This window comes from Pontivivens marinum (assembly GCF_900231835.1).
Taxonomy (GTDB): domain Bacteria; phylum Pseudomonadota; class Alphaproteobacteria; order Rhodobacterales; family Rhodobacteraceae; genus Pontivivens; species Pontivivens marinum.
The window spans coordinates 134856-158719 of record NZ_OCTN01000003.1; the positions used below are offsets into that span (position 1 = coordinate 134856).

Below are 23864 nucleotides of genomic sequence, written 5' to 3' on the forward strand. Positions count from 1 at the left end.
GGGCCGTTGCTGTTTTAGCTATGCGGCGCCTAAACCCCTGCGCGGATCAGGTCGAGCATCGCGGCATTCTGGCGCGAGAACTCCAACGGTTGCGGATAGGGCGTGCCGTCCAGCGCACTGTCATTAAAGGCATCGACCTGCACGACATAGTGGTTGGTGCGGCCAAACCGCTCCACCACTTGGCGATCACCCTGCCGCAGGATGACGCAAGCATCACCGTATAGCGTGGCGTTGAACGGGGCGGGCAGCTCCAGCACGCCTTCCGTCCCGTGAAAGACCATGTGCTGTCGTGGGGACAGCCGCATCGAGACGTAGAAATCCAGCGAGAATGTATCGAACTCCACCGCTGTGCGGGCCATCGTATCGACGCCATTTTCCAGAACCATCTGCGTGGTGGCGCTACTCGGTTCCCGACCGGTGACAAAGCGGGTGGTGACGCTGGGATAAACGCCGATATCGGCCAGTGCGCCGCCCTCCATATCCGGTTTATTGCGGATGTTATCGGGGTCGGGGTTGTTAAAGGTGAACGCGCCCTGCACATGGCGCAGCTCACCAATCGCGCCCTCGGCCAGCAGCTTACGCGCCAGCAGCCATTGCGGGTGAAAGCAGACCATGAAGGCCTCCGCCGCGACCTTGCCCGACGCATCCCGCGCAGTGATCAGGGTGTCGATTTCGGGGGCGGACCACGAGATCGGCTTTTCACACAGCACATGTTTGCCAGCGTCCAGCGCGCGGCGGGTCCATTCGGCATGCATGTTATTGGGCAGCGGAATATAGATCGCGTCGATATCGGGATCAGCCAGCATTGCGTCATAGCTGGTGTGCAGTTTCAGCGGGCCATAACCATCCAGCATCCGGCCCGATTGCGAGGCGATGGCCGTCAGCATTCCGCGCTGTGAATTGTGGATCGCGGGGGCCAGATGATCGCGGGCAATCTTGGCATTGCCCAGGATACCCCAGCGTAGAATATCGGTCATGAATGTTCCTCCTTTGCCACGTCTGCCAATGCGCGGTTAAATGCCTTTAGCGCGTCCACATGAAAGACTGCGCCGAGTAATTCGGGGGTGCCGCCCTCGTCCTTGCTGGTTTTGACAACGGGGATCATATTGCCGCCGATGCGGTCGAACAGCGGCAGGGCTTTTTCCAGCGTATCACTGCGGGTCAGATAGGCGCCCTGCTCAACCAAGCTCCAGCTTTGCGTATCGGATGCGCCGTTTTCCGCGCCCCGTGGTCGCATCAGCGCGCCCGCCGTGATCGTGCATTGCACGTAATCCTGCGGACCGGCGGCAACGTGATGCCCTGCCCGCTCCAACTGCGTCAGAAAGAAGGAGCGATCCACCAGCGTCACCGCCACGGCGGAGGCCAGAGAGACCGCCACCATCACCGCGATACCGGCCTGCCAGTCGCCTGTCATTTCAAACACGATCAGCGTGGTCGAAATCGGCGCGCCCAGCACCGCCGCCGCAACCGCACCCATACCTGCCAGCGCGTAGAGCGTTTCAGAACCTGAGACCGTCGGAAAAATCGATGTCGAAACCCAACCAAAGGCCAGCCCCGTCAGAGCGCCCAGCATCAGCGACGGTGAGAAGACGCCCCCGCCCATACGGCCCGCCATGGTTAGCGCGACGGCAATCACCTTGACCACCGCGAACAGGATTGCGGACCACATCACCAGCTCGCCATTCAGCGCACGCGATGTGGTTTCATAGCCAACGCCGATAATATGGGGAAACTGGGTTGCGATCAGGCCCAGCAGCAAACCGGCCAGCGCGGGGCGCAGCGGTAACCACAGGTTCAGCCGGCGGGTGATGCGGTCGCCTGCATTTTCAGCCAGAAAGATCGCCTTCATCATCACCACGGCCACCAGACCGCAGATCAGGCCCAGCACCATAAAGGCGGGAAGCTCCACATAGAATGCCAGCGAATGTTCGGGCAGCGAGAATTCCGGCAGGTCGCCCTGCCACAATCGGCTGACCACCGTCGCGGATACCGATGCCACAACAATCGGGGCAAAGGCGTGGATGGCGAAATGGCGCAGGATCACCTCCAACGCGAATAATGCGCCTGCGATCGGGGCGTTAAAGCTGGCACTGACGGCCCCTGCAACGGCGCATCCCATCAGGTCGCGGGCCGTAATATCAGGCGCACGCAGCCAGTTCGAAACGGCGGTTGAGATCAGCGCGGCAAGGTGCACAACCGGCCCCTCGCGCCCCGTGGAACCGCCTGTAGAAAGGGTAATCAGCGATGCAGCGGCGGAGGCGAGGCCAGCCTCCTTTTCCACCCGACCATGGTGCAGGGCCGCGCCCTCGATCACATGGGCGACGGATCGGCCCCGCCCATCGGGGGTAAAACGCCACAGGATCAGCCCGACGATAAAGCCGCCAGCCACCGGAATGCCAACCACCCAATACCATTCCAGCGTGGACAGGTGGGAATGCAGCAGCGCGTCGCTCTCGCCATAGAAATTCAGTTGCAGCAGGGCGATCCCCTCACGAAAGCCGATGGCAACGCCGCCAGCCAGCGCGCCGATGACCAGCGCGATCAGCCAGAACAACACTTGGCCCGGACCCTGCCTTCGCAAACGTCGCAATGCGCCCTGTAAGCCGTCGCGGTATCGTGTGATCTGAGCTGAAAGAACGTCTTGCATCTGGCCTCCTGCCTATCGGTCCTAGCACCGTGGGTGACGTGGCGATAGGTGGCGGGCATGTGTCAGATACAAAAGAAATGCAGCGTAGCCTAATGCGTGGCGCGGTAACGGGCGATCCAGTCGGCGCTGATAGCATTGGAGAGCGGCGCGACCTGCGGCGTCAGGCCCTGCGCGGCGGTGCTGTCCAATCCCAGATGCGTGAAAACCTGCGTCAGGGTTTGCGTGGGGGTCGCGGCCAGATCCTCGTACCGGATGGTCAGCGGTTGGATGCCCTGCTGCGCGAACCAGCCTTGCCATTCCGCCTGATAGGCGTGCAGATCGGCCACGTTGCGGGCGATGGCGTCATGGTCATAGTGCAGGGTTTGTGGGGGACTGGCGCGCTCACGCTCGGACCCGTCCGCATTGCGGTGCCACAGGCCGGATTGTTCTGCCATGACAAAGGAAACCGCCTGCGCGACGGTATCCTGACGGGTCAGGTGGATATAGGCGGTGCGGCCAAAGGCGGCGTCGATCCGTGCGGCGTCACTGGGCAAATCGGGGTGCAAGATGGTGAGCTGCTGCATGAACAGCGCGAAGCTCTTGCGCATCAGGCGCAGGCCGAATAGCGGCGTGTCGCCAGTGCCATTCTGGCCGGCGGCATCAACGATCTCCGCAATGGGGGCATCGCCGGGCAGGTTCAGCGCGCGGGCCCATGCGGTAATATCCGGCGCGTGGAAATAGGATTTCGGGTGGCCGGCCAGCCCGTCCAGATAGGTGCAGAGCAGTGTGCTGCCGCTGCGGCTGGTCGTGCACAGGATGTAGGATTGGTACGGCTGGGCCATGGTTTCGGCTTCATAGGGGTGCGGGCATCCGTGGACGCCCGCAAAGAGTTTAGATCTGCTCAACCGTTGTGCGGTCGGTATAGAACGCGATGTAGCCCGCGATACGCTCTGCTGCCTCCAGCGGGGCGGGATAGGACCATGCCACATCGGCGATTGTGCCGCTTTTCGCCACGATAGAGAAATATTCGGCGTCGCCCTTATGCGGACAATGCGAGGTCAGATCGGACGGATCAAGGAAGGCCATCGCGATATCGTCGCGTGGGAAGTAGATTACCGGAGGATAGTCGCCCTCAACCAATTCGAGTGCGTTTGTGCTTTCGGCAATGATCGCGCCGGCAGTGCGCACGGTCCAGATGCCGTTTGCCTTGCTCACGGTGATGTATTTCTCGACCATGATGGTCTCCTCCTCAAATAGGACGCCGGAGTTCCAGACTGCCATGCAGAGCATGACAGTTCGGTTACGGTGTCCTTCAGTCTTCTGACAGCGGCGCGCAGGCGGCATTTAGCCATTCGCGGGTCGCAGGGGGGACGAGGGCACCTATCTCGGCGCACACTCGTTTATGATACTGGTCCAGCCATTGCAGCTCGACCGCTGACAGAAGGTGGGGGATGATGAGCCTGCGGTCAATGGGTACGAGGGTCAACGTCTCGAATGAAAGCATCGGCAGGTCGCCGCCAGCGATGTCCGAGGGCTGTTCGACCACCAGCAAATTCTCGATCCGGATGCCGAATGCGCCCTCGCGGTAATAGCCCGGTTCGTTGCTAAGGATGTTGCCCGGCTCAAACGGCACAGTTGACCGGCGCGACAGGCTTTGCGGTCCCTCATGCACGCCCAGATAGGCGCCGACGCCGTGGCCCGTCCCATGGGCGTAATCCATGCCGGCGGACCATAGCGGCGCACGGGCCAGCGCGTCGATATGCGCCCCGCCCAGCCCCGCAGGCCAGCGTAACTGACTGATTGCAATCATTCCTCGCAGGACCAGCGTGAACGCCCGTGCGGCATCTGGGTCAACGGGACCGACGGCCACGGTGCGGGTAATGTCGGTGGTGCCATCGGCATACTGGCCACCCGAATCGACCAGCATCAGTTCGCCAGGCGACAGGGTTCGATCCGATGCCTCGTTCACGCGGTAATGCACGATTGCGCCATTGGGGCCGGAGCCGGAGATCGTCTCGAAGCTGATATCGCGCAACTGGTTTGTTGCACGACGATAGGATTCAAGCTGCTGCGCGATTGCGATTTCGGTCAGCGTGCCGGAGGGGCCGTTTTCGTCCAGCCAGCGCAGAAATTCGACCATCGCAACCGCATCGCGGCGGTGGGCGGCGCGGGAGCCCTCGATCTCTGCCGCATTTTTGCGGGCCTTGGGCAGGCGCACAGGCTCGAAATCCACAGTTTCGTTCAGGCGATCCGCGATCCAGACAGGGGCCGAGGAATGGTCCAGCGCGACCGTGCCCTGCAACGCGCGCAGGTGATCGGCGAAAACGTCCATGTCGTGCAGGCGCACATCCGGTCCCAGATGGTCGCGCAGCGTATCATCGGTACGGGATTTCGCGCCGAACAGATCAACGGTTCCGTCCACGTGCAGCACCGCAAACAACAAGGCCACCGGCGTGCGCGCAATGTCGGAGCCGCGAATATTCAGCAGCCATGCGATGCTGTCAGGCAGGCTGAGCACAGCCGCGCTTGCCGCGCGTGTGGTCAGCTCTGCCGCGAGGCGTCTGCGTTTATCGGCGCTCAACTCACCCGCTACGTCCAGCCCATGCGGTACAATCGGGTCAGCAGGCGCGGCGGGTTGATCGGCCCAGACGCAATCCAGCGGGTTATCGTCCAGCGCGCGCAGCTCAACCCGCGGCGACAGAGTCGCACGCAGATCGTCAATTTCGCGCGGGGTATGCAGCCATGGGTCAAAGCCGATGGTGCCGGTCGGCAGATGCTGCACAATCCACGGGCCGACCTCCTGCCCTGTCCAGCCAACGGGCGTGAAGTGCTGCAAATCGATCTGCCCGCGCACCTGCAACGTATAGCGCCCGTCAATGAACACGCCTGCATCATCAGGCAACACAGCGCAGGTGCCAGCGGAGCCGGTAAAGCCGGTCAGCCATGACAAACGCTCATCACGGGGGGCCACATTTTCACCCTGATGGGCGTCAGCGCGCGGGATCAGAAAGCCATCAAGGCCACGGGTCGAAAGCTCGGCCCGCAAATCGCGTAGCCGTGCGGCACCTGTTTCGGGCGATGTTGCCATCTCAAAGGATTGATACATGGGATGTCCTCAAGCGAAGGTGTTTGCGGGTGAATTGCGCAGCCTGTCAGCGGAGGCTAGGCTGCGCGCACAAACGAGGGAAAATCAAGATGCGCAAGATGTTCAAGGCAATCGGCTATGGCTTCATGGCGCTGGCGGCGTTGCGGGTCTGGTTCGATATCTCTGCCACGGCATTCAAGGGCCGCGATTTCGGTCTGGCCGATACTGGCGCAATCTGGGCCGGTTTCCATCGGGAAAGCTTGTTAGCGCTGCAACCGGCCGTGGAGCGATACATGTCGCCGTGGATCTGGGAAAACATGATCACCCCGCTGCTGCTGACCCCGTTGGCGCCGATCCTGCTGGTCTTTGGCATATTCTTCCTGATTGCAGGGGCTGGTCCACCCAAATTGCGCTAGGCTCAATTCGGCGCGATCTGAACCGTTTGGCGGATAGTGCCGTCGGGGCGCAGGATGTGAATCCGCTCTGCCCCCGCATCATCGCGGGTGACGATGGCAATCCAGTCCGTGCCCAGTGTTGCCGCCTGCACCGTTTCGCCATCAGGCGCGGTGATTCCGTCGGGAAAGGCCGGTGGCGCGGAAACATTGCCCAACCGGATGACAAGCAGCGCCACTATAGTTATGACCGCAACGATCAGCACGACCATCAGGGTCGTGACCAACAGGCGCAGTAGCCGCAGCCGTGGTGGCTCCGGCGGATACTCATCAGAGCCAGAATTCGGGACAGACGTCATGCAGGATCCTTTCCACATTGTGGCAGGCAGTTCAGGCCGCCTTGATAAGGTGCTGGCCGACGCAGCGCCAGAGGGTGTGGGGCTTAGCCGCTCACGTCTGCGCAATCTGGTCGAGGCAGGCGCCGTTTCCGGCCCCAACGGCGTTGAGACGGATATCAAGCGTAAGGTCGCCGTGGGTGAGGCATTTACCGTCCTGCCGCCGCCCCCCGCCGATGCCGCCCCCGAACCGCAGGACATTCCGCTGGACGTGGTGTTCGAGGATGAAGCCCTGATCGTTGTGAACAAACCGGCCGGCATGGTTGTGCACCCTGCCCCCGGCGCACCGGATCATACCTTGGTCAACGCCCTGCTGCACCATTGCCGCGATACCCTGTCCGGTGTGGGTGGTGAGCGTCGTCCCGGAATTGTGCATCGGATCGACAAGGATACGTCCGGCCTGCTGGTGGTCGCCAAATCAGATGCGGCGCATCAGCCGCTGGCCGCTGCCTTTGCCCGCCACGACATTGCCCGCCACTATACCGCACTGTGCCACGGTGTGCCCGACCCCGCCGATCCGCGCCTGCGCGGCATCCCCGGCGTATCGTTCGAGGCCGCTGGCCTGATCCGCATCGCGACCGAGATTGACCGCCACCCCGGCGATCGCAAGAAAATGGCCGTGCGCGCCGGTGGCCGCCATGCGGTCACGCGGGCCAAGGTGCTGGAGCGTTTCGATCTGGCCCGTCCGCTGGCGGCCCTGCTGGAATGCCGTCTGGAAACGGGGCGCACCCACCAGATTCGCGTACACATGACCCATGCGGGACATGCGCTGGTCGGTGATCCGGTTTATGGCGGTAATCGCACCGTTCCGCGCGGCGCGGAGGTGCTGAAACGCTTCCCTCGCCAAGCGCTGCACGCGACCAGCCTAGGATTCGTGCATCCGTTGAGCGGCGAGGAGTTGTATTTCGAGGCCCCCCTGCCCGACGATTTCAGCCAGTTGTTACAGAACCTGCGCGCGATAACGCAATGACGTGAACAATCGCAACATTTGCGACGGATTGCTTGTCTTGGCGCGTATAATACTTAAATGACCCCTCAGACTGTTAAAGGGACACGCACCATGGCCAGCACGTATACATCACTTCCCGCCCCGTCACCGGAACAGGGCCTGAGCCGCTACATGCAGGAAATCCGCAAATTTCCGATGCTGGAGCCGGAGCAGGAATACATGCTGGCTAAGGCTTGGGTGGACCATCAGGATTCCGACAGCGCGCACCAATTGGTGACCTCGCACCTGCGTCTGGCCGCGAAAATCGCCATGGGCTATCGCGGTTACGGCCTGCCCACGGCGGAGGTAGTTTCCGAGGCGAATGTCGGCCTGATGCAGGCGGTGAAGCGGTTTGATCCTGAAAAGGGTTTCCGTCTGGCGACCTATGCGATGTGGTGGATCCGCGCCAGCATTCAGGAATATATCTTGCGGTCATGGTCGCTGGTCAAAATGGGCACCACGGCTGCGCAAAAGAAGCTGTTTTTCAACCTGCGTAAGGCGAAAAACAAAATCGGTGCGCTGGAGGATGGCGATCTGCGTCCTGAGAACGTCTCGAAAATCGCGACGGATCTGGGTGTGACCGAGGACGAAGTCACCTCGATGAACCGGCGCTTGTCGGGCGGTGATGCATCGCTGAACGCGCCGTTGAAATCGGATGGTGAGGGCGCATCGGAATGGCAGGATTGGCTGACCGATGATGATGCCGATCAGGCCGAGGCCTATGCCGAGCAGGACGAGATGGACAGCCGCCGCTCCATGATGATGGAGGCGATGGAGGACCTGAACGAGCGGGAACGCCACATCCTGACCGAGCGTAAGCTGAAGGATGAACCCCTGACGCTGGAGGAACTGAGCCAGCAATACAATGTCAGCCGTGAGCGTATTCGCCAGATCGAGGTGCGCGCCTTTGAAAAGCTGCAAAAGAAAATGCGTGAATTGGCTGTTGAGCAGGGCATGATCCAAACTCTCAACTAAGCCGCATAACAAGAAACCCGAGGGTTTGCGCCCCCGGGTTTCCCGCTAACCTAAATTATCGGCCTTTATTTGGTGCCGAACATCCGGTCACCGGCATCGCCCAGTCCGGGCAGGATATATCCCAGCTCATTCAAACGCTCGTCCAATGCGGCCGTAATAATCGGCACATCGGGGTGACGCTCCTTCATCAGGGCCACACCCTCTGGCGAGGCGAGCAGGCACAGGAAGCGGATATCGGTTGCGCCGGATTCCTTGAGCAGATCAATCGCCGCGGCGGAGGAGTTTCCGGTCGCCAGCATTGGATCAACGGCGATCACCACGCGGCTGCCCATTTCACCCGGAACCTTATAGTAATACTGCACCGGCTTTAACGTTTCCTCGTCACGATACAGGCCGACAAAGCCGACGCGCGCCGATGGGATCAAGTCCATCACGCCGTCCAGCAGGCCGTTGCCCGCACGCAGGATCGAGATCAGCGCCAGCTTTTTACCCTTGAGCGTGGGGGCGTCCATCTCAACCAATGGCGTGTCGATATTGGTCGTCGTCATCGGCAGATCGCGCGTCACCTCATAGGCCAGCAGGTGGCTGATTTCGCGCAGTAATTGGCGGAACACGGCGGTGGAGGTCGATTTCTCCCGCATCAGGGTCAATTTGTGCTGCACCAAGGGGTGGTTCACAATGGTCAGGTGATCGCTCATGCGGCGGGCTCCTCGAAGAGTTTCATCAGGCGTGCGCGGGTCGCCTCGTCACAAAATGCCGCGCTGAGTGCAACGCGGTTGATGGCATCGAATTCGGTTTTCGTCCAGCCAAAGACCCGCGCCAGTTGCGTATACTCATCGCGCATTGTCGTGCGGAAATAGGGCGGATCATCCGTGGAAACGGTCACGGCAACGCCCGCGCGCAACAGACGGTCAATCGGGTGATCATCCAGCGTCGGGTACACGCCCAGCCGGATATTCGAGCCTGGATTTACCTCAAGCACGATCCCCTCCGCCGCCAAGCGGGCGATCAGGGCGGAATCCTCGATCGCGCGCACACCGTGACCGATACGGCTGGGCTTCAGGTAGTCGAGGCTGTCGCGCACGCTGTCTGGTCCCTCGACCTCACCCGCATGGGTGGTGATGCCCAGCCCCGCCTGCCGTGCAATGTCAAAGGCGGGGGCGAAATCTGCGGGCGCGAACATGCTTTCATTCCCGCCCATGCCCCAACCGGTCATGCGGGGGGATAGATTGGCGACCGTAACCTCAGCCGTTTGGCGGGCAATATCGGCCCCTAGATGGCGCACGGCGGTGGAGGTAAAGCGGCACTCAACCTCGGGCACGTCATCGGCGCCTGCCTCCATCCCGGCAAGGTAGTCCGGCCAATCTGCCATGGAGCTGCCGGTGATGGCCGGTGCCACAAACAGTTCCGTATAAACGACGCCCTGCGCGCGGGATTGCTCCAACACGGCCCGCACCAGACGGCGGTAATCATCAGGGGTTTGCAGAGCCGCCGAAACAGCCTCATATGCCGCGAGGAAGGCCGGAAAATCGGTGTAGATGTAGTTATCGCCATCGATCACCGCGCTAAGGTCCATGCCCTTTTCCGCCGCCAGATCGCGCATAAAGGCGGGCGGAGCCGCGCCCTCCAGATGCAAATGCAGTTCAACCTTCGCCAGATCAGCAACATTCATAGCAGTGACTTTCCGTGTTTACCCGGGGCCAGTTCCAGATGCGCAGCAATGGTTTCACCCACATCGGCAAAGCCGTGCAGGCCCAGTGCGCGGGGAAAGCCAAGCCCGGCCATCAGCACCGGCACCCGTTCGCGGGTGTGATCGGTGCCATGCCATGTCGGGTCGTTTCCATGATCGGCGGTAAAGACAATCAGGTCATCAGGTTGCATCGCGGTCAGCAATTCCGGCACGCGGGCATCGAATGCCTCCAACGCGCGGGCATAGCCGGACACGTCGCGCCGGTGGCCATATTTGCTGTCGAATTCAACATAGTTGGCAAAAACGAATGCGCCGTCTGGTGCATCGGCCAATAGGCGTATGGTGTGATCCACCAGCGCCATATCGTCCTTACCCTTATGCAGTTCATCAATGCCGCGATGGGCAAAGATGTCACCGATTTTACCAACCGCGATGGTTTCCCCGCCAGCAGTCTGCACACGGTCAAGAATCGTCGGTTCAGGCGGCGCAATCGCATAATCGCGTCGGTTTGAGGTACGCTGCCAATTGCCAGCCGTGCCAACAAAGGGTCGGGCGATGACGCGGCCGACCAGCATCGGGTGGACCAGTTCGGCTGCAACCTCACATAGCTTTAGCAAGCGCTCCAGCCCGAAATGTTCCTCATGCGCGGCGATCTGGAACACGCTGTCGGCGGAGGTGTAGCAGATGGGCATACCAGTGCGGATATGCTCCTCGGCCAGCTCCTCAATAATCGGCACGCCCGAGGCATGTTTATTGCCCAGAATGCCCGGAATATCGCCCCGCTTGACCAGTTCCGCGATCAGATCCTCGGGGAAGGTCGGGACGGTTTCGGGGAAGTAATGCCAGTCCCACGGCACCGGTACACCCGCCAGTTCCCAGTGGCCCGAGGGGGTATCCTTGCCCTGCGAAACCTCGGTCGCGGCACCCCATGCGGCGGTGGGGGCAGCAGTCAGGTTGGGCGGCGTCAGACCCGAGGCCAGCCGTGTGGCCGCCCCCAGACCCAGCGCATCCAGATTGGGCAGATGTAACGGGCCGCTGCGCCCCTCCTCCGCCCGCCCAGCCGCGCATTCCTGCGCGATATGGCCAAGCGTATTCGACCCCTCATCACCATGGGGGCCTGTGCCGAATTGCGCGGCATCAGGTGCACCGCCGCACCCAACACTATCGAGAACGAGGAGGAATGCGCGTGCCATCAGCCGATCCGCTCTTTTTCCAGCGGCAATTCGCGGGGTGCCTCATCGCTAACCTTATAAGCGGCGCGCAAACGTGCCTCGGCGCGGTCGGCGGCTGCCTCGTCCTTGGCATGAATCCGCGCGATGGGCTGTTCCGCATCGACGCGCAAACCGCGTCCTGCCAGCATGTCCAAGCCAACGGAATAGTCGATAGGATCGGCGGCGCGTACGCGACCCCCGCCCAGTTCGACCACGGCCAGTCCGACTGCCTTTGTGTTGATCTTGCTCACGAAACCGGGCTGTTCGGCGATAACCTCACGCACCACATTCGCATGCGGCAGATGGGCGTCGTACCGTTCCATGAAATCAGCGGGGCCGCCCAGTTCGGTGACCATCTGGCCGAAACGCTCTGCGGCCTGACCGGACTCAAACGCCTTGCGCATGCGCGCCTCACCATCGGCCTTGTCCTTGGCGATTTTTGCCAGAACCAGCGCCTGACCGCCCAGAGCAACGGTGACGTCCCAAAGGCGGCTGTCGATCTCCTCCATCCGCAGGAAGCGCACGGCGTTGATAACCTCCAGCGCATTGCCCGCGGCGCTGGCCAGTGGCTCGTTCATATCGGTGACGATAGCGGAGGTTTTGCACCCTGCGCCGTTTGCCACCTCAACCAAGGAGCGTGCCAGCCCGTCTGCATCCTCAGCCGTGGCCATGAACGCGCCGGAGCCGACCTTTACGTCCAGCACCAGCGCATCCAGACCGGCGGCCAGTTTTTTGGACAGGATCGACGCGGTGATCAGGTCGATGCTTTCCACCGTGCCGGTAACGTCGCGGATACCGTAGAGGCGTTTATCCGCAGGCGCGATGTCAGGTGTTTGGCCGATAATCGCGCAGCCGATCTTTCCGGTGACGCGGTACAGCTCCTCAATATCTGGTTGTGTGCGATAACCGGGGATCGCGTCGAATTTATCCAGCGTGCCGCCCGTATGGCCCAACCCACGCCCCGAAATCATCGGAACATAGGCACCACAGGCCGCCAGCGCAGGGGCCAGCATCAGGGACACGTTATCGCCAACGCCACCCGTCGAATGCTTGTCGATCACAGGACCGTCGAGATCCCATTTCAGCACCGTGCCGCTGTCGCGCATCGCCTGTGTCAGCGCCACACGTTCGTCCATCACCATGCCGTTCAGCAGGATCGCCATCGCCATCGCGCCGACCTGCCCCTCGGTGATCGCCTCGGAGTGCAGACCCTCGATGAAGAAGCGGATCTCATCCTCGGACAACCGGTCGCCATCGCGTTTTTTCGCAATTACTTCTTGTGGTAGCATTAGTAGCCCTCCCCTTGTGCCGGTGCATCGCCATCGTCCAGCGTGGCCAGCAGTGCCGTCAGCACGCCGGACGCGCCGATGCGGAAGGTTTCGGGCGTGGCCCAGCCATCGCCCAACAGCTCGTCGCATAGTGCAATGTAGTCGCCGGCATCGACGGTTGTTTTCACGCCGCCTGCGGGTTTGAAGCCGACATCCTTGCCGCTGTCGCGGATCGCCTCAACCATCAGTCGGGCGGAGCTGAGCGTCGCATTTACCGCGACCTTACCGGTGGAGGTTTTGATGAAATGCGCCCCGCCCTCAATCGCCTGTTCGGCGGCCTGACGGATCAGTTCGGGTTTTTGCAGCATTCCGGTTTCCAGAATCGCCTTTATCCGCGCACCACCAGCGGATTGGCAAACGCGGTGGACAAGGGCGGAAACGTCCTGCGCATGCCCCTCCAGCAAGTCAGGATAGGGGATCACCATGTCGATCTCATCCGCGCCATCGGCAACGGCTTGCTCGGTCAGGGCCATCACCTCATCCGCGTCATCCATCCCGCCGGGGAAGTTGACGACGGTTGCGATGCGAATGCCCGTGCCCGACAGCTTCGTTTTAGCTGCTGCCACAAAACGCGGCCAGATGCAGATCGCCGCCGTGTTGCCATGCGGGGTTTGCGCACGCTCGCACAAATCCAGCACGTCCTGTTCGGTGCAATCATCGTTGAGGTTGGTCAGGTCGAGGCAGGAAATTGCCTTGGCCGCGATAGCCTTCAGATCGCTCATGCGAAGCTCCGAATATATGCGCGGACCAGTTGAATGAAGGCCCCGCGCGCCTTGGCGGATTCCTCTAGGGTTTCCGCGTGGGAATTGTTTGTTGTCGTCATGCCTGCACCGTAATTGGTGATGCATGAAATCGCTGCAACCTTTAGCCCGATACGGCGGGCCAGAATTGTTTCGGGAACGGTGGACATGCCCACCGCATCCGCGCCCATCGTGCGGATCATGCGGATTTCCGCCGGAGTCTCGAATGACGGGCCGGAGAACCACGCGTAAACGCCCTGATGCAGGGTAATCCCCTCAGCCTGTGCCGCGGCATGCAGGCGGGCAAGTAATGCGGGGTCATAGGCATCCACCATCCCGACAAAGCGCGCATCGCCGCCATCACCGATCAGCGGATTCAGGCCGGAATAGTTGATGTGATCGTCCAGCGCCATCAGGCTGCCCGGAGGCATTTCCTGTTGGGTTGAGCCCGCCGAATTGGTCAGCAGCACCGATTCCGCACCCAGTTGTGCCAGCAGTTCCAGTGCGGGGCGCATCGCGGCTGCGTGGCCCTGTTCGTAGTAATGCACACGGCCCGACAGAATCGCGCAGCGCACGCCCTCCAGATTACCGACGACCAGCGCACCGGCATGGCCAGACACGCCCGATTGCGGCATACCGTCGATTTCGTCGAAGGAAATCTTGATCGCGTCCTGCATTTCCCCAGCCATTTGGCCGAGGCCGGAGCCGAGGATCATGCCGATCTGGGTAGGGGTCGCGCCGATCTGGTCGCGAATTTCGTCTAGAGTCATTTCATATGCTCCATGGTGAAGGTGCCGGGCAGCAGGTCGCCGACCTTCATCCGTGCGGTTTCGCCCTCCAATCCAGCCAGGATCAGCGTGACATCCGCACCCGCAAATTCCGCCAGTTTCTGACGGCATCCGCCACAGGGTGTGATGGGAACGGGGCTGTCCGCGATGACCAGAACCTCGGAGATTTCACGTTCGCCCGCTGCGCACATGGCAGCGATTGCGCCAGCCTCGGCGCAGGTTCCCTCAGGATAGGCGACGTTTTCCACATTGCACCCGACATAAATGCCGGTTGGTGTGCGCAGGGCCGCGCCCACCTTGAAATTGGAATAGGCCGCATAGGCATTTTCGCGGGCGGCGCGGGCCGCTTCAAATAAATCGGACATTAGCGTTCCTTAACATAGGGCACACCGCCCGCCTTTGGCGCACGTGCCTGACCGATAAATCCGGCAAGCAGGATAACCACCAGCAGGTAGGGCATCGCCTGAACCAGTTGCACCGGAATTTCAAAGCCCAGCACCTCGGTGCCCTGTAGGCGGCTTTCCGATGCGCTGAGAAAGGCGAACAGCAGGCAGGCAAACATCGCCTGAACCGGACGCCACTTGGCAAAGATCAGCGCGGCCAGCGCGATGAAGCCACGCCCCGCGCTCATATTATTGATATAGCCCGAATTCAGCGCCATCGACAGGGTTGCACCGGATAGGCCGCACAGAACGCCTGCGCACATCACTGCCTTGAACCGCAGGGCTGTCACGGAAATACCCGCTGTGTCCACAGCCGCCGGATTCTCACCCACCGCCCGCAGGCGCATGCCAAAGCGGGTGCGGTACAAAACCCACCACGTAAAGGGCACCGCCGCAAAGGCGATATAGACGAACACGGATTGGTCAAAGGCGATCTCGTTCACGGCCTCACCGTACCGGCCCATCCCCTCCAACATCGGGGTAAACCAGCTATCGCCGCCGTTCAAACGGGCCGAGGCGGGCAGTTGCGGTGTGCGACCGCCCATGTGGAAAATTGCATTGCCTGCAACAGCCGCCAAACCCAGCGCGAGGAAGTTGATAGCCACCCCAGACACGATCTGGTTGCCGCGAAACGTAATACAGGCCAGCCCATGGATCAGTGCAAACAGGGTCGAGGCCCCGATCGCCGCCGCAACAGCCACAACCGCGCTGCCCGTGGTGATACCCACCGCCGCACCGGCAAAGGCCGCGATCAGGATTTTGCCCTCAAGCCCGATATCGAACACGCCAGAGCGTTCCGAATACAGGCCCGCCAGACAGGCCAGCAGCAATGGCGTGGCCCCGCGCAGGGTTCCGTCGGTCAGGGCGACCACGGTGCTCAGATCAGGAATAAAATCACCCATTTGCCGTCTCCCGCATTGAGAAGGCGCGTGCGACCCACGGCCTGAACATAAATTCCATCGCGCCCGCAAACAGGATCACCAGACCCTGAATTACCACGATCATGTCACGGGTGATCGCCGGCATCTCGAACGCCAGTTCTGCGCCGCCCTGATACAACGTGCCAAATAGCAGCGCCGCAAAGACGATCCATAGCGGATGCGAACGGCCCATCAGCGCCACCGCGATCCCCACAAAGCCCGCCTGTTGCGGAATATCGAGGAAGATCCGCGTCTGGTCCCCCATCACAGGGTTCAGGCCCATCAGGCCCGCCAGCGCGCCGGAAATCGCCATGGTCAGCACCACAACCCGCGTGGTCGAAATACCGGCATACCGCGCCGCTGACGGGTTTGCGCCATAGACGCGGACCTCGTATCCGAACTTGGTGCGCCAGATCAGGATGTAGACGAACACACAGGCAATTAGTGCGATGATAAAGCTAAGGTTGGCAGGGCTGGTCGAAATACCCGGCATCACGCCCTCGAACCATGTCAGCTTGGGCATCCATGCTGTCTGCTCGAATGTGCGTGATTGGACCGAGGCATTGCCCGGCACCTTTAGATATTCGTTAATCAGGTAATTCATCAGGGAAAAGCTGATGAAGTTGAACATGATCGTGGTGATCACAACATGGGCGCCCCGTTTGGCATATAAAATGCCCGGAATCGCTGCCCAGATCGCGCCAAAGCTGGCCCCCAGCAGGATCGCCACCGGCAAAATACCCCACCATGGCAGGTATTGATCCAGCATCAGACAGGCCACACCAACGCCCAGACCGCCCAGATAGGCCTGCCCCTCACCCCCGATATTGAACTGGCTGGCATGGAACGCAACCGCGACCGCCAGACCGGTAAAGATGAAATTCGTCGTGTAGAACAGCGTGTAGCCGACGCCGTTACCATAGCCGAATGCACCGTAGATGATGTGGCCTACAGCCTCGATCGGGTCCTCGCCAATGGCCAGAACAACCAAGCCGGCAACCACAAAGGCCGTCAGCAGGTTGAGCAATGGCAGCAGCCCGAAATCCACCCAGCCGGGAAGGTCCTTGTTCATGCTGTACGCTCCTAACTCTCAGACGAGTTCATTAAAATGTTCATATATACGCACTGCAATATCTTCGGCATGCGCAACACCTGTGTCATCCAGACCCGAGGCTGAAGAGGCGATCGCACGACCGTAAATCCGACCCTCTCCCAGTAGTTTTTTTGCTAGATAATTTTCGATAACAAGCGCCTGAGACTTAGAAAAAATCGCTGGTGGCCCAAGGCAAACAAATAACTGTGCATCACCCTTTATTTTTGGATTTTTCAATGGGCTCCTGTGTCGGTCTAACCGTTTGGGAATTTCACCCTCACCTACACGAAATCCAGTACCATGTTGTGCAATATAAACCCCAACATGCCGCAACTCTCCTTGTAACTGGGATCGAAGCCTTTTGCGCACCACATCATAAGGCCCGAACCAATACCGCAAGCCGTCCACGTCTTCGTGATAGCGAACTTCAAAGAAATCCGTCATCTTATGCTTCCTTGATAATGGGCCGCTGCTCGCATCATGCCGCGTCCTCGGCCCGGACGCCGGACATCAGCAGGCCGATTTCGCGTTCGCTGGCCTCTGGCCCGACCTCGCCCATGATTTCGCCCGCAAACATCACGAGGATACGGTCGGACAGAGCGCGGATTTCGTCCAGCTCCACACTGACCAGCAGGATCGCCTTGCCGCTGTCGCGCAGCTCAATCAAACGGCGGTGGATGGATTCGATCGCGCCCACATCAACACCGCGTGTTGGCTGACCGATGATCAGGACGTCGGGATCTTGCTCAATCTCACGCGCGAGGACGATTTTCTGTTGGTTGCCGCCTGAAAAATTCGCGGCCTTCAGGCTGGGATCAGGGGGGCGCACGTCAAAGCGTTCCATCTGCGCCTTCGATGCCTCTAGCACTGCGGCCTGATCCAGAAATAGGCCCGAGCCGAATTCCGCGTCGCGTTGATAGCCCAGAATCGTGTTTTCGCGGGCCGTGAATTTGGTCACGAGGCCCATCCGGTGGCGATCCTCAGGCACGTGGCCCAGACCGTGTTGCGGGCGCCATTTGGTGGGGTCGCCCTCGATATCGAACAGCTCGACCTCGCCACTCGCAATCGGGCCGATGCCTGCAATTGCCTCCAGCAGCTCGGACTGACCATTGCCCGAAACGCCCGCAATGCCGACGATTTCGCCCGCGCGCACGGTAAAGCTGGCATCCTTGACCCGACGCACGCCGATTTCGTCAACGACCTCCAGGTTGCGGACCTCCAGCTTGGTCGCGCCGGGCTGTGCCTCACCCTTGTCCACTTGCAGCAAGACGCGGCGACCGACCATCAGTTCGGCCAGTTCCTCCACCCCTGTATCAGCGGTGTGGCGTGTGGCAACCATCTGACCCTGCCGCATGACCGACACGTCATCGGTGATCGCCATGATTTCCCGCAGCTTATGCGTGATCAGCAGAACCGTCTTACCCTGCGCGCGCAACTGACCAAGGATACGGAACAGGTGATCCGCCTCATCCGGTGTCAGCACGCCTGTCGGCTCATCCAGAATCAGGATTTCAGCGCCGCGATACAGCGCCTTTAGAATCTCGACCCGCTGCTGCAAACCGACGGGCAAATCGCCGACGATGGCGTCAGGATCGACGTTCAGCTCATATTCTTCCTCAAGCCGCTGCAATTCCTTGCGCGCCTGCGCCCGCCCCTTGTTCAGCAGCGCGCCGCCCTCGGCCCCCAGCATGACGTTTTCCAGAACGGTGAACGGCTCGACCAACATAAAGTGCTGGTGCACCATCCCGATGCCCAGCCCGATGGCGGCGTCGGAATCCTTGATCGTGACCTGCTGGCCATCCACGGCAATCGTGCCGCGATCCGCCTGATAGAACCCGTAAAGGATCGACATCAGGGTGGATTTACCGGCACCGTTTTCACCGATGATGCCGTGGATCGTGCCCTTATCAACCTTTAGGTCGATGTCACGATTGGCATGAACGGCACCAAAACTCTTTGATATGCCCTGTAGCTGGATAGCGGGTGCTGTCATGGCGCGGGTTCCTTCAGCTTTGCGACAAGCTCGACGGTATTGCCTTCGGGGTCCTTCGTGAAGACCCCGCGCCAGCCGATCCAATCAAAATGTTCAATATGGTAAGGTTGTTGGTGAGTTTCGTACCACGCCATGGCCTGTTCCTGATCCTGCGGGGTCATTCCCAGCGCGATATGGTGCAGCACCGATGATGCTCCGGTTGTCCCCGCATCGCCCGTGAACAGGGCCAAGACCTGCCTGTGTCCTGCAATACCTGCGCCCAGATCATAAAAGACCAATCCTGCATGACGTTCCGCCAACAGCTGCAACCCCAGAAGTCCGCCATAAAAGGCGCGCATCGCAGGCATATCGCGGCAACGGATTGCAATTTCGCCCAGCCCTCCGATTTGGAAGGGTGGGCGCTCAGGAGGATTAACGTTCATACCGTTAATTTTTGACCAACTGGTCCAGTCTGGCAAGGTCTTTTAGTAAGGACACACGCCATCGGTCGTAAAGTCATGCACGGACAGTTCGCCCGAGATGATCTGGTAGGACAGGGTTTCCACCTCGGCAATCATGGACCGGTTAACGAGATACTGGTTGTTCGCATCCACAGCATAACCCACACCGCGATCCTCCAGCCCGAGGCTCTGCACACCGTAAGTGTAGTTGCCGTCGGCATAATCCTTGAGCGCGAAGTAGACGGCATAGTCCACTTGCTTGAGCATCGAGGTCAGAACCGAACCGGGCTGCATGCCGTTCTGGTTCATATCCACGCCGATGCCGTAAATGCCTGCCTGTGCAGCAGCGCCCAGAACACCGACGCCCGTGCCGCCGGATGCGTGATAGATCACGTCCGCGCCCGCAGCGATTTGTGCGTTCGCGATTTCCTCGCCCCGCTCCGGGTTGTTAAAGGCGGCAGGCGTGTCGCCCGTCATCTCGATCAACACTTCCATATCGGGGTTCACCGCGCGCGCGCCGCCGACATAACCGCAGGCGAATTTACGGATGATTGGCAGGTCCATTCCGCCAACAAACCCGATTGTGCCGGTTTCGTTGGCCGATGCAGCCATGACGCCCATCAGGTAGCTGCCCTCTTGCTCACGAAACACAACGGAGCGCACATTGGGCTGGTCGACGACCATATCAACGATGGCGAAATCAAGCTCGGGAAATTCTGGTGCGACCTCTGCGACGGCATCACCGTACAGGAACCCGATCGCGATAATCGGCTCAAACCCCTGCCGTGCATAATCGCGCAGCATTTCGGCACGATCCGCACCGTCGGGCATGACGACCTCGGCATAGGTGCCGCCCTCAGTCTCACGGTACAATTCCGCACCGTTCCATGCGCTCTCGTTAAACGAGGCGTCCAGCTTCACACCGCCATCGTAAAACAGCACCGGCCCATCGGCAAAAACCGGAGCAGCGCATAGCATTAAGGCGGAAAATACAGGGGTAAGGCGCATCTTTTCTCTCCGGACGGTACGTGCACGCGTCATATTCGCACGTGCAGCATCCGCGCAACAGGCCATAGAAGGGCTGACGTAGAATTAGGCGCCACCTGTGTCAGAAAAGTGACCGAATGGTCAAATTATTAGAAAGGGCAGTCGCCATCTGTATAGATGTCATGCACGACAATTTCCCCTCCCGCAATGGAGCGGGCGGCCAAATCGGCCATCTCCTTCATCTCATCCGAAACTAACGCAGCGTTGCTTTCGTCCATCGAAATGGACAGCCCGCCCTCCGCTATGCCCAGCGACCGGACGCCGGGGGCCCAAACGTCATCATCAAATGCCTCCTGCACCGCAACATCAATACGCTTGAGCATGGAGGTCAGGACAAAGCCGGGATGCAAAGCGTTCTGGTTCGAATCAGTGCCGATGCCCAGAATTCCCGCATCCGCCGCCGCCTGTAAAACGCCGATACCTGTGCCGCCCGCCGCCTGCATCACGACATCGGCGCCCTCGGCCATTTGGCCACGGGTGATTTCCGCGCCACGCACCGGATCGGCCCATGCGTCCGGCGTTGTGCCCGTCATCGTCACGATAACCTGTGTGTCACTGCTCTGCGCCGCTGCGCCCTGCCGGTAGCCGCATTCGAACCGTCGGATCAGGGGGATATCCATCCCGCCGACGAAACCGATCACGCCGCTATCGCTGGCCATGCTGGCCATTGCGCCGGTGATATAGCTGCCCTCATGCTCCCGAAACACCACCGACATCACGTTGGGCGCGTCCACAACCATATCGACAATGGCAAATCGTGTGTCCGGAAATTCCGCTGCAACCTTGGCCAGTGCATCTGCGTGCAAATATCCAATCGCCACAACTGGATCAAAGCCACGGCGGGCAAAGGCACGTAGCGCCTGTTCGGATTGGGCGGTGCCGCCAATCTCGAACTCGCCGTAATTTCCGCCGGTTTCCATCGCCCAATGTTCCGCCCCACGCCATGCTGCCTCGTTAAACGACGCATCGAATTTTCCACCAACCGAATAGACAATCGCGGGATCTGCCAAGGCAGGGACCGAGGTGCAAACCAGTAATGCGGCAGAAATGCGCAGAGAAAACATGTGGCCCCTCCGTTGAGGTGAAACGTAAATCCAAACGGCAAGGGGGCAGGCCCATCGGACCTGCCCCCCACTAACTCATGTAATCCGTTGGGATCAGTAAGGGCAGGCACCGTCAGCGGTGTAATCATGCACCGATACTTCGCCGCTTACGATTTGCTGACGGGCAAGGTCAACAGCCGCAAGGATCTCACCGGTCATCAGTTCCTCGTTATTTTCGTCCAGAGCAAGGCCAACGCCCTCCTCAGCCAGACCGTTCACGTCGAAGCCGTAGGAGAATTCGCCGTTCATCGCGTCAGTGAACGAGTCGAAGACTGCATTGTCCACACGCTTGAGCATGGAGGTCAGGATCGAGCCGGGATGCATGCCGTTCTGGTTGGAATCGACGCCGATACCCAGCAGACCCTCATCCGCAGCAGCCTGTAGAACGCCAACTCCGGTGCCGCCTGCTGCGTGGTACACAACATCAACGCCGCGTGCGAATTGCGAGCGTGCCAGCTCATCACCACGTGTCGGGTTGTTCCATGCGGAACCGTCCGTGCCGGTCATGTTGCCGATGAATTCGATGTCAGGGTTCACGGAGCGTGCGCCGCCGAGGAAGCCACACTCGAACTTACGGATCAGCGGGATATCCATGCCGCCGACAAAGCCGACTGCCTGGGATTCGGAGGCCATAGCCGCCGCAACACCAGCCAGATACGAACCCTCTTGCTCCTTGAACACGATGGAACGCACGTTTGGCTGCTCAACAACCATGTCCACGATTGCGAAATCGGTGTCCGGGAATTCCGCTGCAACCTTGTCTACCGCTGCACCATGCGAGAAGCCGATGGCGATGATCGGGTTGTGACCCTGCTGGGCGAAGCGGCGCAGGGCCTGCTCACGCTGGGCATCGTTCTGGATTTCGAAGTCGCGATATTCGATTCCTGTTTCCTCCAGAAAACGCTCCGCGCCGGTATAGGCGGCCTGATTGAACGACTGGTCGAATTTACCGCCCAGATCGTAAACAACTGCTGGCATGATATCATCTGCAAATGCACCGGATGCAGCGATCAGCGATGCTACGGCGGCGCCGACAAGGGTCTTTTTCATACGAAACCTCTTCCTGTTTTTTCGCGACACTATGCTGCGTCGCTCTGAATTGAGTGCTCGGTCAAGCCGAGGCGTGACGCACTGCACCGTATTCCCGAACGGCTTTCAAGGGCTAATGAGGTTCCGCAGGGTCAGCCAGTGGCCCCATGTGCGGCGCGTTCCCATGCTTCACGCTTGCGATACAGCGTTGAGGGGCTGATCTCCAACATGCGTGCGGCGCGCGGGATCGACCCGTCACAGGCGGCAATTGTGGCCTCGATAAAGCTGCGTTCCATATCGGCCAGATTGCGACCAACCAATGCGTTCAAGGCGTTATCGGCGGTAATGACCCGTGGCGCCGCATCGCCCACCACGGATGGTGTACGCCTGACCAGATCGGGCGGCAGCATTTCGCGTGTGACGACCTGTCCGTCATGCAGCACCACCACGTTGCGCACCACGTTCAACAATTGGCGCACATTTCCGCGCCACTCCAATGTGCGAAAGAGTTCCTGCACCTCGGTCGACAGTGTCCGAAACTGCTTCCCCTCCTCATGCGAGAACCGCGACAGCGCGTCCTGCGCAATCAGATTCACGTCATCGCCCCGTTCGCGCAGCGGCGGTAAATGCACCGGAACCACGTGCAGGCGGTAGAACAGATCCTCACGGAAACGGCCCTCGTCCACCTCTCGTTTCGGATCACGGTTTGTGGCGCACAGGATACGCACATCAACATTACGCGCCCGAGTGGCACCGACCGGCTGCACCGTTGAGCTTTGGATAAACCGCAGCAATTTGGTTTGCAGGTTCAGGTCCATTTCGCAAATTTCATCGAGGAACAACGTGCCGCCATCCGCTGCGGTCGCTGCACCCTCCTTGTCAGAAATCGCACCGGTGAACGATCCCTTCAGGTGGCCGAATACCTCTGATTCGAGCAAGCTGGCAGGGATCGCCCCACAGTTCAGCGGTATGAACGGCCCGTCTGCGCGTTTGGAATTGGCGTGGATCGCGTGGGCGCAGACCTCCTTACCGGTACCGCTTTCGCCCGTAACGAACACGGTGGCGGTGGATCGCCCGATCAGCCGAACCGTTTGATAGATATCGCGCATCTGGCGGCTTTGACCGATGAACCCCTCAAGCGGGGGGGAAGTATCCTGCGCCGCGACAATATCCGGAACGGTCACATCCTCGCCCTGCTGTGCATTGGCGACGGCATTGCGCAGACGGCTTTCGTCAAAAGGTTTCACCAGGAAATCAGCGGCACCCAGACGCATTGCCTCCACCGCGACCTGGACCGATCCGTTCGACGTAATCACGATCACGCGCGTATCGGGCGAGCGTTCCTTGATCCATGTCAGGATGTCCTGCCCCTTGCCATCAGGCAGCATCATATCCAGCAAAACAACGCCATGCCGTTCCGGATCAAAGGTGCGCCGCGCGTCACGGGCAGTGAAGACACAATCGACCTGATACCCGCTTCTCTTCAACACGGACTCATAGACCAGAGAGAGTGAAGGCGTATCTTCAACCAAAAGGAGAGTATTTGTCATATAATTACACTAGCGCGATGCTCGCGAC

At 60.3% G+C, this 23864-nt stretch carries 25 protein-coding genes; 3 read left to right on the top strand and 22 right to left on the bottom strand.

From position 1 onward, the window contains the following. Positions 1 to 29: 29 nt before the first annotated feature. The 5 genes from CR254_RS09675 to CR254_RS09695 form a co-directional block, all read right to left on the bottom strand. Positions 30 to 977, bottom strand: a complete 948-nt coding sequence (locus tag CR254_RS09675) for a Gfo/Idh/MocA family protein (protein WP_097929657.1) — start codon at positions 975 to 977, stop codon at positions 30 to 32. After that, a complete protein-coding gene (locus CR254_RS09680; protein WP_097929658.1) occupies positions 974 to 2647 on the bottom strand; it encodes a chloride channel protein in 1674 nt (557 codons plus the stop codon). The genes CR254_RS09675 and CR254_RS09680 overlap by 4 nt, the downstream gene beginning before the upstream one ends. A gap of 89 nt (positions 2648 to 2736) precedes the next feature. Then, positions 2737 to 3468, bottom strand: coding sequence for a Stf0 family sulfotransferase (locus tag CR254_RS09685; RefSeq protein ID WP_097929659.1), 732 nt, complete (start codon positions 3466 to 3468; stop codon positions 2737 to 2739). Positions 3469 to 3517: 49 nt separating this feature from the next. After that, positions 3518 to 3862 carry a DUF427 domain-containing protein gene (locus tag CR254_RS09690; RefSeq protein WP_097929852.1) on the bottom strand — a complete coding sequence of 115 codons (345 nt, stop codon included), beginning with the start codon at positions 3860 to 3862 and terminating at the stop codon, positions 3518 to 3520. A gap of 76 nt (positions 3863 to 3938) precedes the next feature. Further along, entirely contained in the window at positions 3939 to 5732 is a 1794-nt protein-coding gene (locus tag CR254_RS09695) for an aminopeptidase P family protein (RefSeq protein ID WP_097929660.1), read from the bottom strand. A gap of 89 nt (positions 5733 to 5821) precedes the next feature. Here CR254_RS09695 and CR254_RS09700 point away from each other — a divergent pair, with 89 nt between their 5' ends. Beyond that, on the top strand, positions 5822 to 6127 hold the full coding sequence (locus CR254_RS09700) for a hypothetical protein (RefSeq protein WP_097929661.1): 306 nt from the start codon (positions 5822 to 5824) through the stop codon (positions 6125 to 6127). A gap of 2 nt (positions 6128 to 6129) precedes the next feature. Here the strand turns inward: CR254_RS09700 and CR254_RS09705 are convergent, their stop codons facing one another. Next, positions 6130 to 6462, bottom strand: coding sequence for a DUF6476 family protein (locus CR254_RS09705; protein WP_097929662.1), 333 nt, complete (start codon positions 6460 to 6462; stop codon positions 6130 to 6132). Between CR254_RS09705 and CR254_RS09710 the strand changes: the two genes are divergently transcribed. Next, positions 6461 to 7468 (top strand): RluA family pseudouridine synthase, encoded by a 1008-nt coding sequence (locus CR254_RS09710; protein ID WP_097929663.1) that lies wholly within the window; start codon positions 6461 to 6463, stop codon positions 7466 to 7468. The genes CR254_RS09705 and CR254_RS09710 overlap by 2 nt on opposite strands. 90 nt (positions 7469 to 7558) lie before the next feature. Continuing rightward, positions 7559 to 8461 carry an RNA polymerase sigma factor RpoH gene (gene rpoH, locus CR254_RS09715; RefSeq protein ID WP_097929664.1) on the top strand — a complete coding sequence of 301 codons (903 nt, stop codon included), beginning with the start codon at positions 7559 to 7561 and terminating at the stop codon, positions 8459 to 8461. A 65-nt stretch (positions 8462 to 8526) separates the two neighbouring features. Here the strand turns inward: rpoH and upp are convergent, their stop codons facing one another. The 16 genes from upp to CR254_RS09795 form a co-directional block, all read right to left on the bottom strand. Next, entirely contained in the window at positions 8527 to 9159 is a 633-nt protein-coding gene (gene upp / locus CR254_RS09720) for a uracil phosphoribosyltransferase (protein WP_097929665.1), read from the bottom strand. Next, positions 9156 to 10133 (bottom strand): adenosine deaminase, encoded by a 978-nt coding sequence (gene add, locus CR254_RS09725; protein ID WP_097929666.1) that lies wholly within the window; start codon positions 10131 to 10133, stop codon positions 9156 to 9158. Before add ends, upp begins: the two co-directional genes overlap by 4 nt. Then, positions 10130 to 11344 carry a phosphopentomutase gene (locus CR254_RS09730; protein WP_097929667.1) on the bottom strand — a complete coding sequence of 405 codons (1215 nt, stop codon included), beginning with the start codon at positions 11342 to 11344 and terminating at the stop codon, positions 10130 to 10132. The genes add and CR254_RS09730 overlap by 4 nt, the downstream gene beginning before the upstream one ends. Beyond that, a complete protein-coding gene (deoA, locus tag CR254_RS09735; protein WP_097929668.1) occupies positions 11344 to 12651 on the bottom strand; it encodes a thymidine phosphorylase in 1308 nt (435 codons plus the stop codon). The genes CR254_RS09730 and deoA overlap by 1 nt, the downstream gene beginning before the upstream one ends. Then, complete coding sequence (gene deoC / locus CR254_RS09740) at positions 12651 to 13412, bottom strand: deoxyribose-phosphate aldolase (protein ID WP_097929669.1); 762 nt, start codon at positions 13410 to 13412, stop codon at positions 12651 to 12653. The genes deoA and deoC overlap by 1 nt, the downstream gene beginning before the upstream one ends. Beyond that, entirely contained in the window at positions 13409 to 14200 is a 792-nt protein-coding gene (locus CR254_RS09745; protein ID WP_097929670.1) for a purine-nucleoside phosphorylase, read from the bottom strand. Before CR254_RS09745 ends, deoC begins: the two co-directional genes overlap by 4 nt. Beyond that, positions 14197 to 14583 (bottom strand): cytidine deaminase, encoded by a 387-nt coding sequence (locus tag CR254_RS09750; protein WP_097929671.1) that lies wholly within the window; start codon positions 14581 to 14583, stop codon positions 14197 to 14199. The genes CR254_RS09745 and CR254_RS09750 overlap by 4 nt, the downstream gene beginning before the upstream one ends. Beyond that, positions 14583 to 15563 (bottom strand): ABC transporter permease, encoded by a 981-nt coding sequence (locus tag CR254_RS09755; RefSeq protein ID WP_180955958.1) that lies wholly within the window; start codon positions 15561 to 15563, stop codon positions 14583 to 14585. The genes CR254_RS09750 and CR254_RS09755 overlap by 1 nt, the downstream gene beginning before the upstream one ends. Further along, a complete protein-coding gene (locus CR254_RS09760; protein WP_097929672.1) occupies positions 15556 to 16653 on the bottom strand; it encodes an ABC transporter permease in 1098 nt (365 codons plus the stop codon). The genes CR254_RS09755 and CR254_RS09760 overlap by 8 nt, the downstream gene beginning before the upstream one ends. Before the next feature lie 18 nt (positions 16654 to 16671). After that, positions 16672 to 17118: a hypothetical protein gene (locus CR254_RS17895; protein WP_145996736.1), complete on the bottom strand. Its 447-nt coding sequence runs from the start codon at positions 17116 to 17118 to the stop codon at positions 16672 to 16674. Positions 17119 to 17152: 34 nt separating this feature from the next. Next, entirely contained in the window at positions 17153 to 18667 is a 1515-nt protein-coding gene (locus CR254_RS09770; protein ID WP_097929674.1) for an ABC transporter ATP-binding protein, read from the bottom strand. After that, positions 18664 to 19089 carry a VOC family protein gene (locus tag CR254_RS09775; protein WP_097929675.1) on the bottom strand — a complete coding sequence of 142 codons (426 nt, stop codon included), beginning with the start codon at positions 19087 to 19089 and terminating at the stop codon, positions 18664 to 18666. The genes CR254_RS09770 and CR254_RS09775 overlap by 4 nt, the downstream gene beginning before the upstream one ends. Positions 19090 to 19131: 42 nt before the next feature. Next, positions 19132 to 20115, bottom strand: a complete 984-nt coding sequence (locus CR254_RS09780) for a BMP family lipoprotein (RefSeq protein WP_097929676.1) — start codon at positions 20113 to 20115, stop codon at positions 19132 to 19134. A 128-nt stretch (positions 20116 to 20243) separates the two neighbouring features. Beyond that, a complete protein-coding gene (locus CR254_RS09785) occupies positions 20244 to 21218 on the bottom strand; it encodes a BMP family lipoprotein (protein ID WP_097929677.1) in 975 nt (324 codons plus the stop codon). A gap of 93 nt (positions 21219 to 21311) precedes the next feature. After that, positions 21312 to 22307: a BMP family lipoprotein gene (locus tag CR254_RS09790; protein WP_097929678.1), complete on the bottom strand. Its 996-nt coding sequence runs from the start codon at positions 22305 to 22307 to the stop codon at positions 21312 to 21314. Between the two features lie 131 nt (positions 22308 to 22438). Beyond that, positions 22439 to 23836 carry a sigma-54-dependent transcriptional regulator gene (locus CR254_RS09795; RefSeq protein ID WP_097929679.1) on the bottom strand — a complete coding sequence of 466 codons (1398 nt, stop codon included), beginning with the start codon at positions 23834 to 23836 and terminating at the stop codon, positions 22439 to 22441. Positions 23837 to 23864 lie beyond the last annotated feature (28 nt).

Excerpts from the sequence above, each read along its gene's own strand:
- deoC (WP_097929669.1), bottom strand. The coding sequence starts at position 13,412 with ATGAGCGATCTGAAGGCTATCGCGGCCAAGGCAATTTCCTGCCTCGAC.
- CR254_RS09755 (WP_180955958.1), bottom strand. The coding sequence starts at position 15,563 with ATGGGTGATTTTATTCCTGATCTGAGCACCGTGGTCGCCCTGACCGAC.
- CR254_RS09770 (WP_097929674.1), bottom strand. The coding sequence starts at position 18,667 with ATGACAGCACCCGCTATCCAGCTACAGGGCATATCAAAGAGTTTTGGT.
- CR254_RS17895 (WP_145996736.1), bottom strand. The coding sequence starts at position 17,118 with ATGACGGATTTCTTTGAAGTTCGCTATCACGAAGACGTGGACGGCTTG.
- CR254_RS09795 (WP_097929679.1), bottom strand. The coding sequence starts at position 23,836 with ATGACAAATACTCTCCTTTTGGTTGAAGATACGCCTTCACTCTCTCTG.
- CR254_RS09680 (WP_097929658.1), bottom strand. The coding sequence starts at position 2,647 with ATGCAAGACGTTCTTTCAGCTCAGATCACACGATACCGCGACGGCTTA.
- add (WP_097929666.1), bottom strand. The coding sequence starts at position 10,133 with ATGAATGTTGCTGATCTGGCGAAGGTTGAACTGCATTTGCATCTGGAG.
- CR254_RS09780 (WP_097929676.1), bottom strand. The coding sequence starts at position 20,115 with ATGCGCCTTACCCCTGTATTTTCCGCCTTAATGCTATGCGCTGCTCCG.
- CR254_RS09760 (WP_097929672.1), bottom strand. The coding sequence starts at position 16,653 with ATGAACAAGGACCTTCCCGGCTGGGTGGATTTCGGGCTGCTGCCATTG.
- CR254_RS09785 (WP_097929677.1), bottom strand. The coding sequence starts at position 21,218 with ATGTTTTCTCTGCGCATTTCTGCCGCATTACTGGTTTGCACCTCGGTC.
- CR254_RS09745 (WP_097929670.1), bottom strand. The coding sequence starts at position 14,200 with ATGACTCTAGACGAAATTCGCGACCAGATCGGCGCGACCCCTACCCAG.
- CR254_RS09695 (WP_097929660.1), bottom strand. The coding sequence starts at position 5,732 with ATGTATCAATCCTTTGAGATGGCAACATCGCCCGAAACAGGTGCCGCA.
- rpoH (WP_097929664.1), top strand. The coding sequence starts at position 7,559 with ATGGCCAGCACGTATACATCACTTCCCGCCCCGTCACCGGAACAGGGC.
- CR254_RS09685 (WP_097929659.1), bottom strand. The coding sequence starts at position 3,468 with ATGGCCCAGCCGTACCAATCCTACATCCTGTGCACGACCAGCCGCAGC.
- CR254_RS09690 (WP_097929852.1), bottom strand. The coding sequence starts at position 3,862 with ATGGTCGAGAAATACATCACCGTGAGCAAGGCAAACGGCATCTGGACC.
- CR254_RS09705 (WP_097929662.1), bottom strand. The coding sequence starts at position 6,462 with ATGACGTCTGTCCCGAATTCTGGCTCTGATGAGTATCCGCCGGAGCCA.
- CR254_RS09750 (WP_097929671.1), bottom strand. The coding sequence starts at position 14,583 with ATGTCCGATTTATTTGAAGCGGCCCGCGCCGCCCGCGAAAATGCCTAT.
- CR254_RS09675 (WP_097929657.1), bottom strand. The coding sequence starts at position 977 with ATGACCGATATTCTACGCTGGGGTATCCTGGGCAATGCCAAGATTGCC.
- CR254_RS09790 (WP_097929678.1), bottom strand. The coding sequence starts at position 22,307 with ATGAAAAAGACCCTTGTCGGCGCCGCCGTAGCATCGCTGATCGCTGCA.
- CR254_RS09710 (WP_097929663.1), top strand. The coding sequence starts at position 6,461 with ATGCAGGATCCTTTCCACATTGTGGCAGGCAGTTCAGGCCGCCTTGAT.
- CR254_RS09775 (WP_097929675.1), bottom strand. The coding sequence starts at position 19,089 with ATGAACGTTAATCCTCCTGAGCGCCCACCCTTCCAAATCGGAGGGCTG.
- upp (WP_097929665.1), bottom strand. The coding sequence starts at position 9,159 with ATGAGCGATCACCTGACCATTGTGAACCACCCCTTGGTGCAGCACAAA.
- deoA (WP_097929668.1), bottom strand. The coding sequence starts at position 12,651 with ATGCTACCACAAGAAGTAATTGCGAAAAAACGCGATGGCGACCGGTTG.
- CR254_RS09730 (WP_097929667.1), bottom strand. The coding sequence starts at position 11,344 with ATGGCACGCGCATTCCTCCTCGTTCTCGATAGTGTTGGGTGCGGCGGT.
- CR254_RS09700 (WP_097929661.1), top strand. The coding sequence starts at position 5,822 with ATGCGCAAGATGTTCAAGGCAATCGGCTATGGCTTCATGGCGCTGGCG.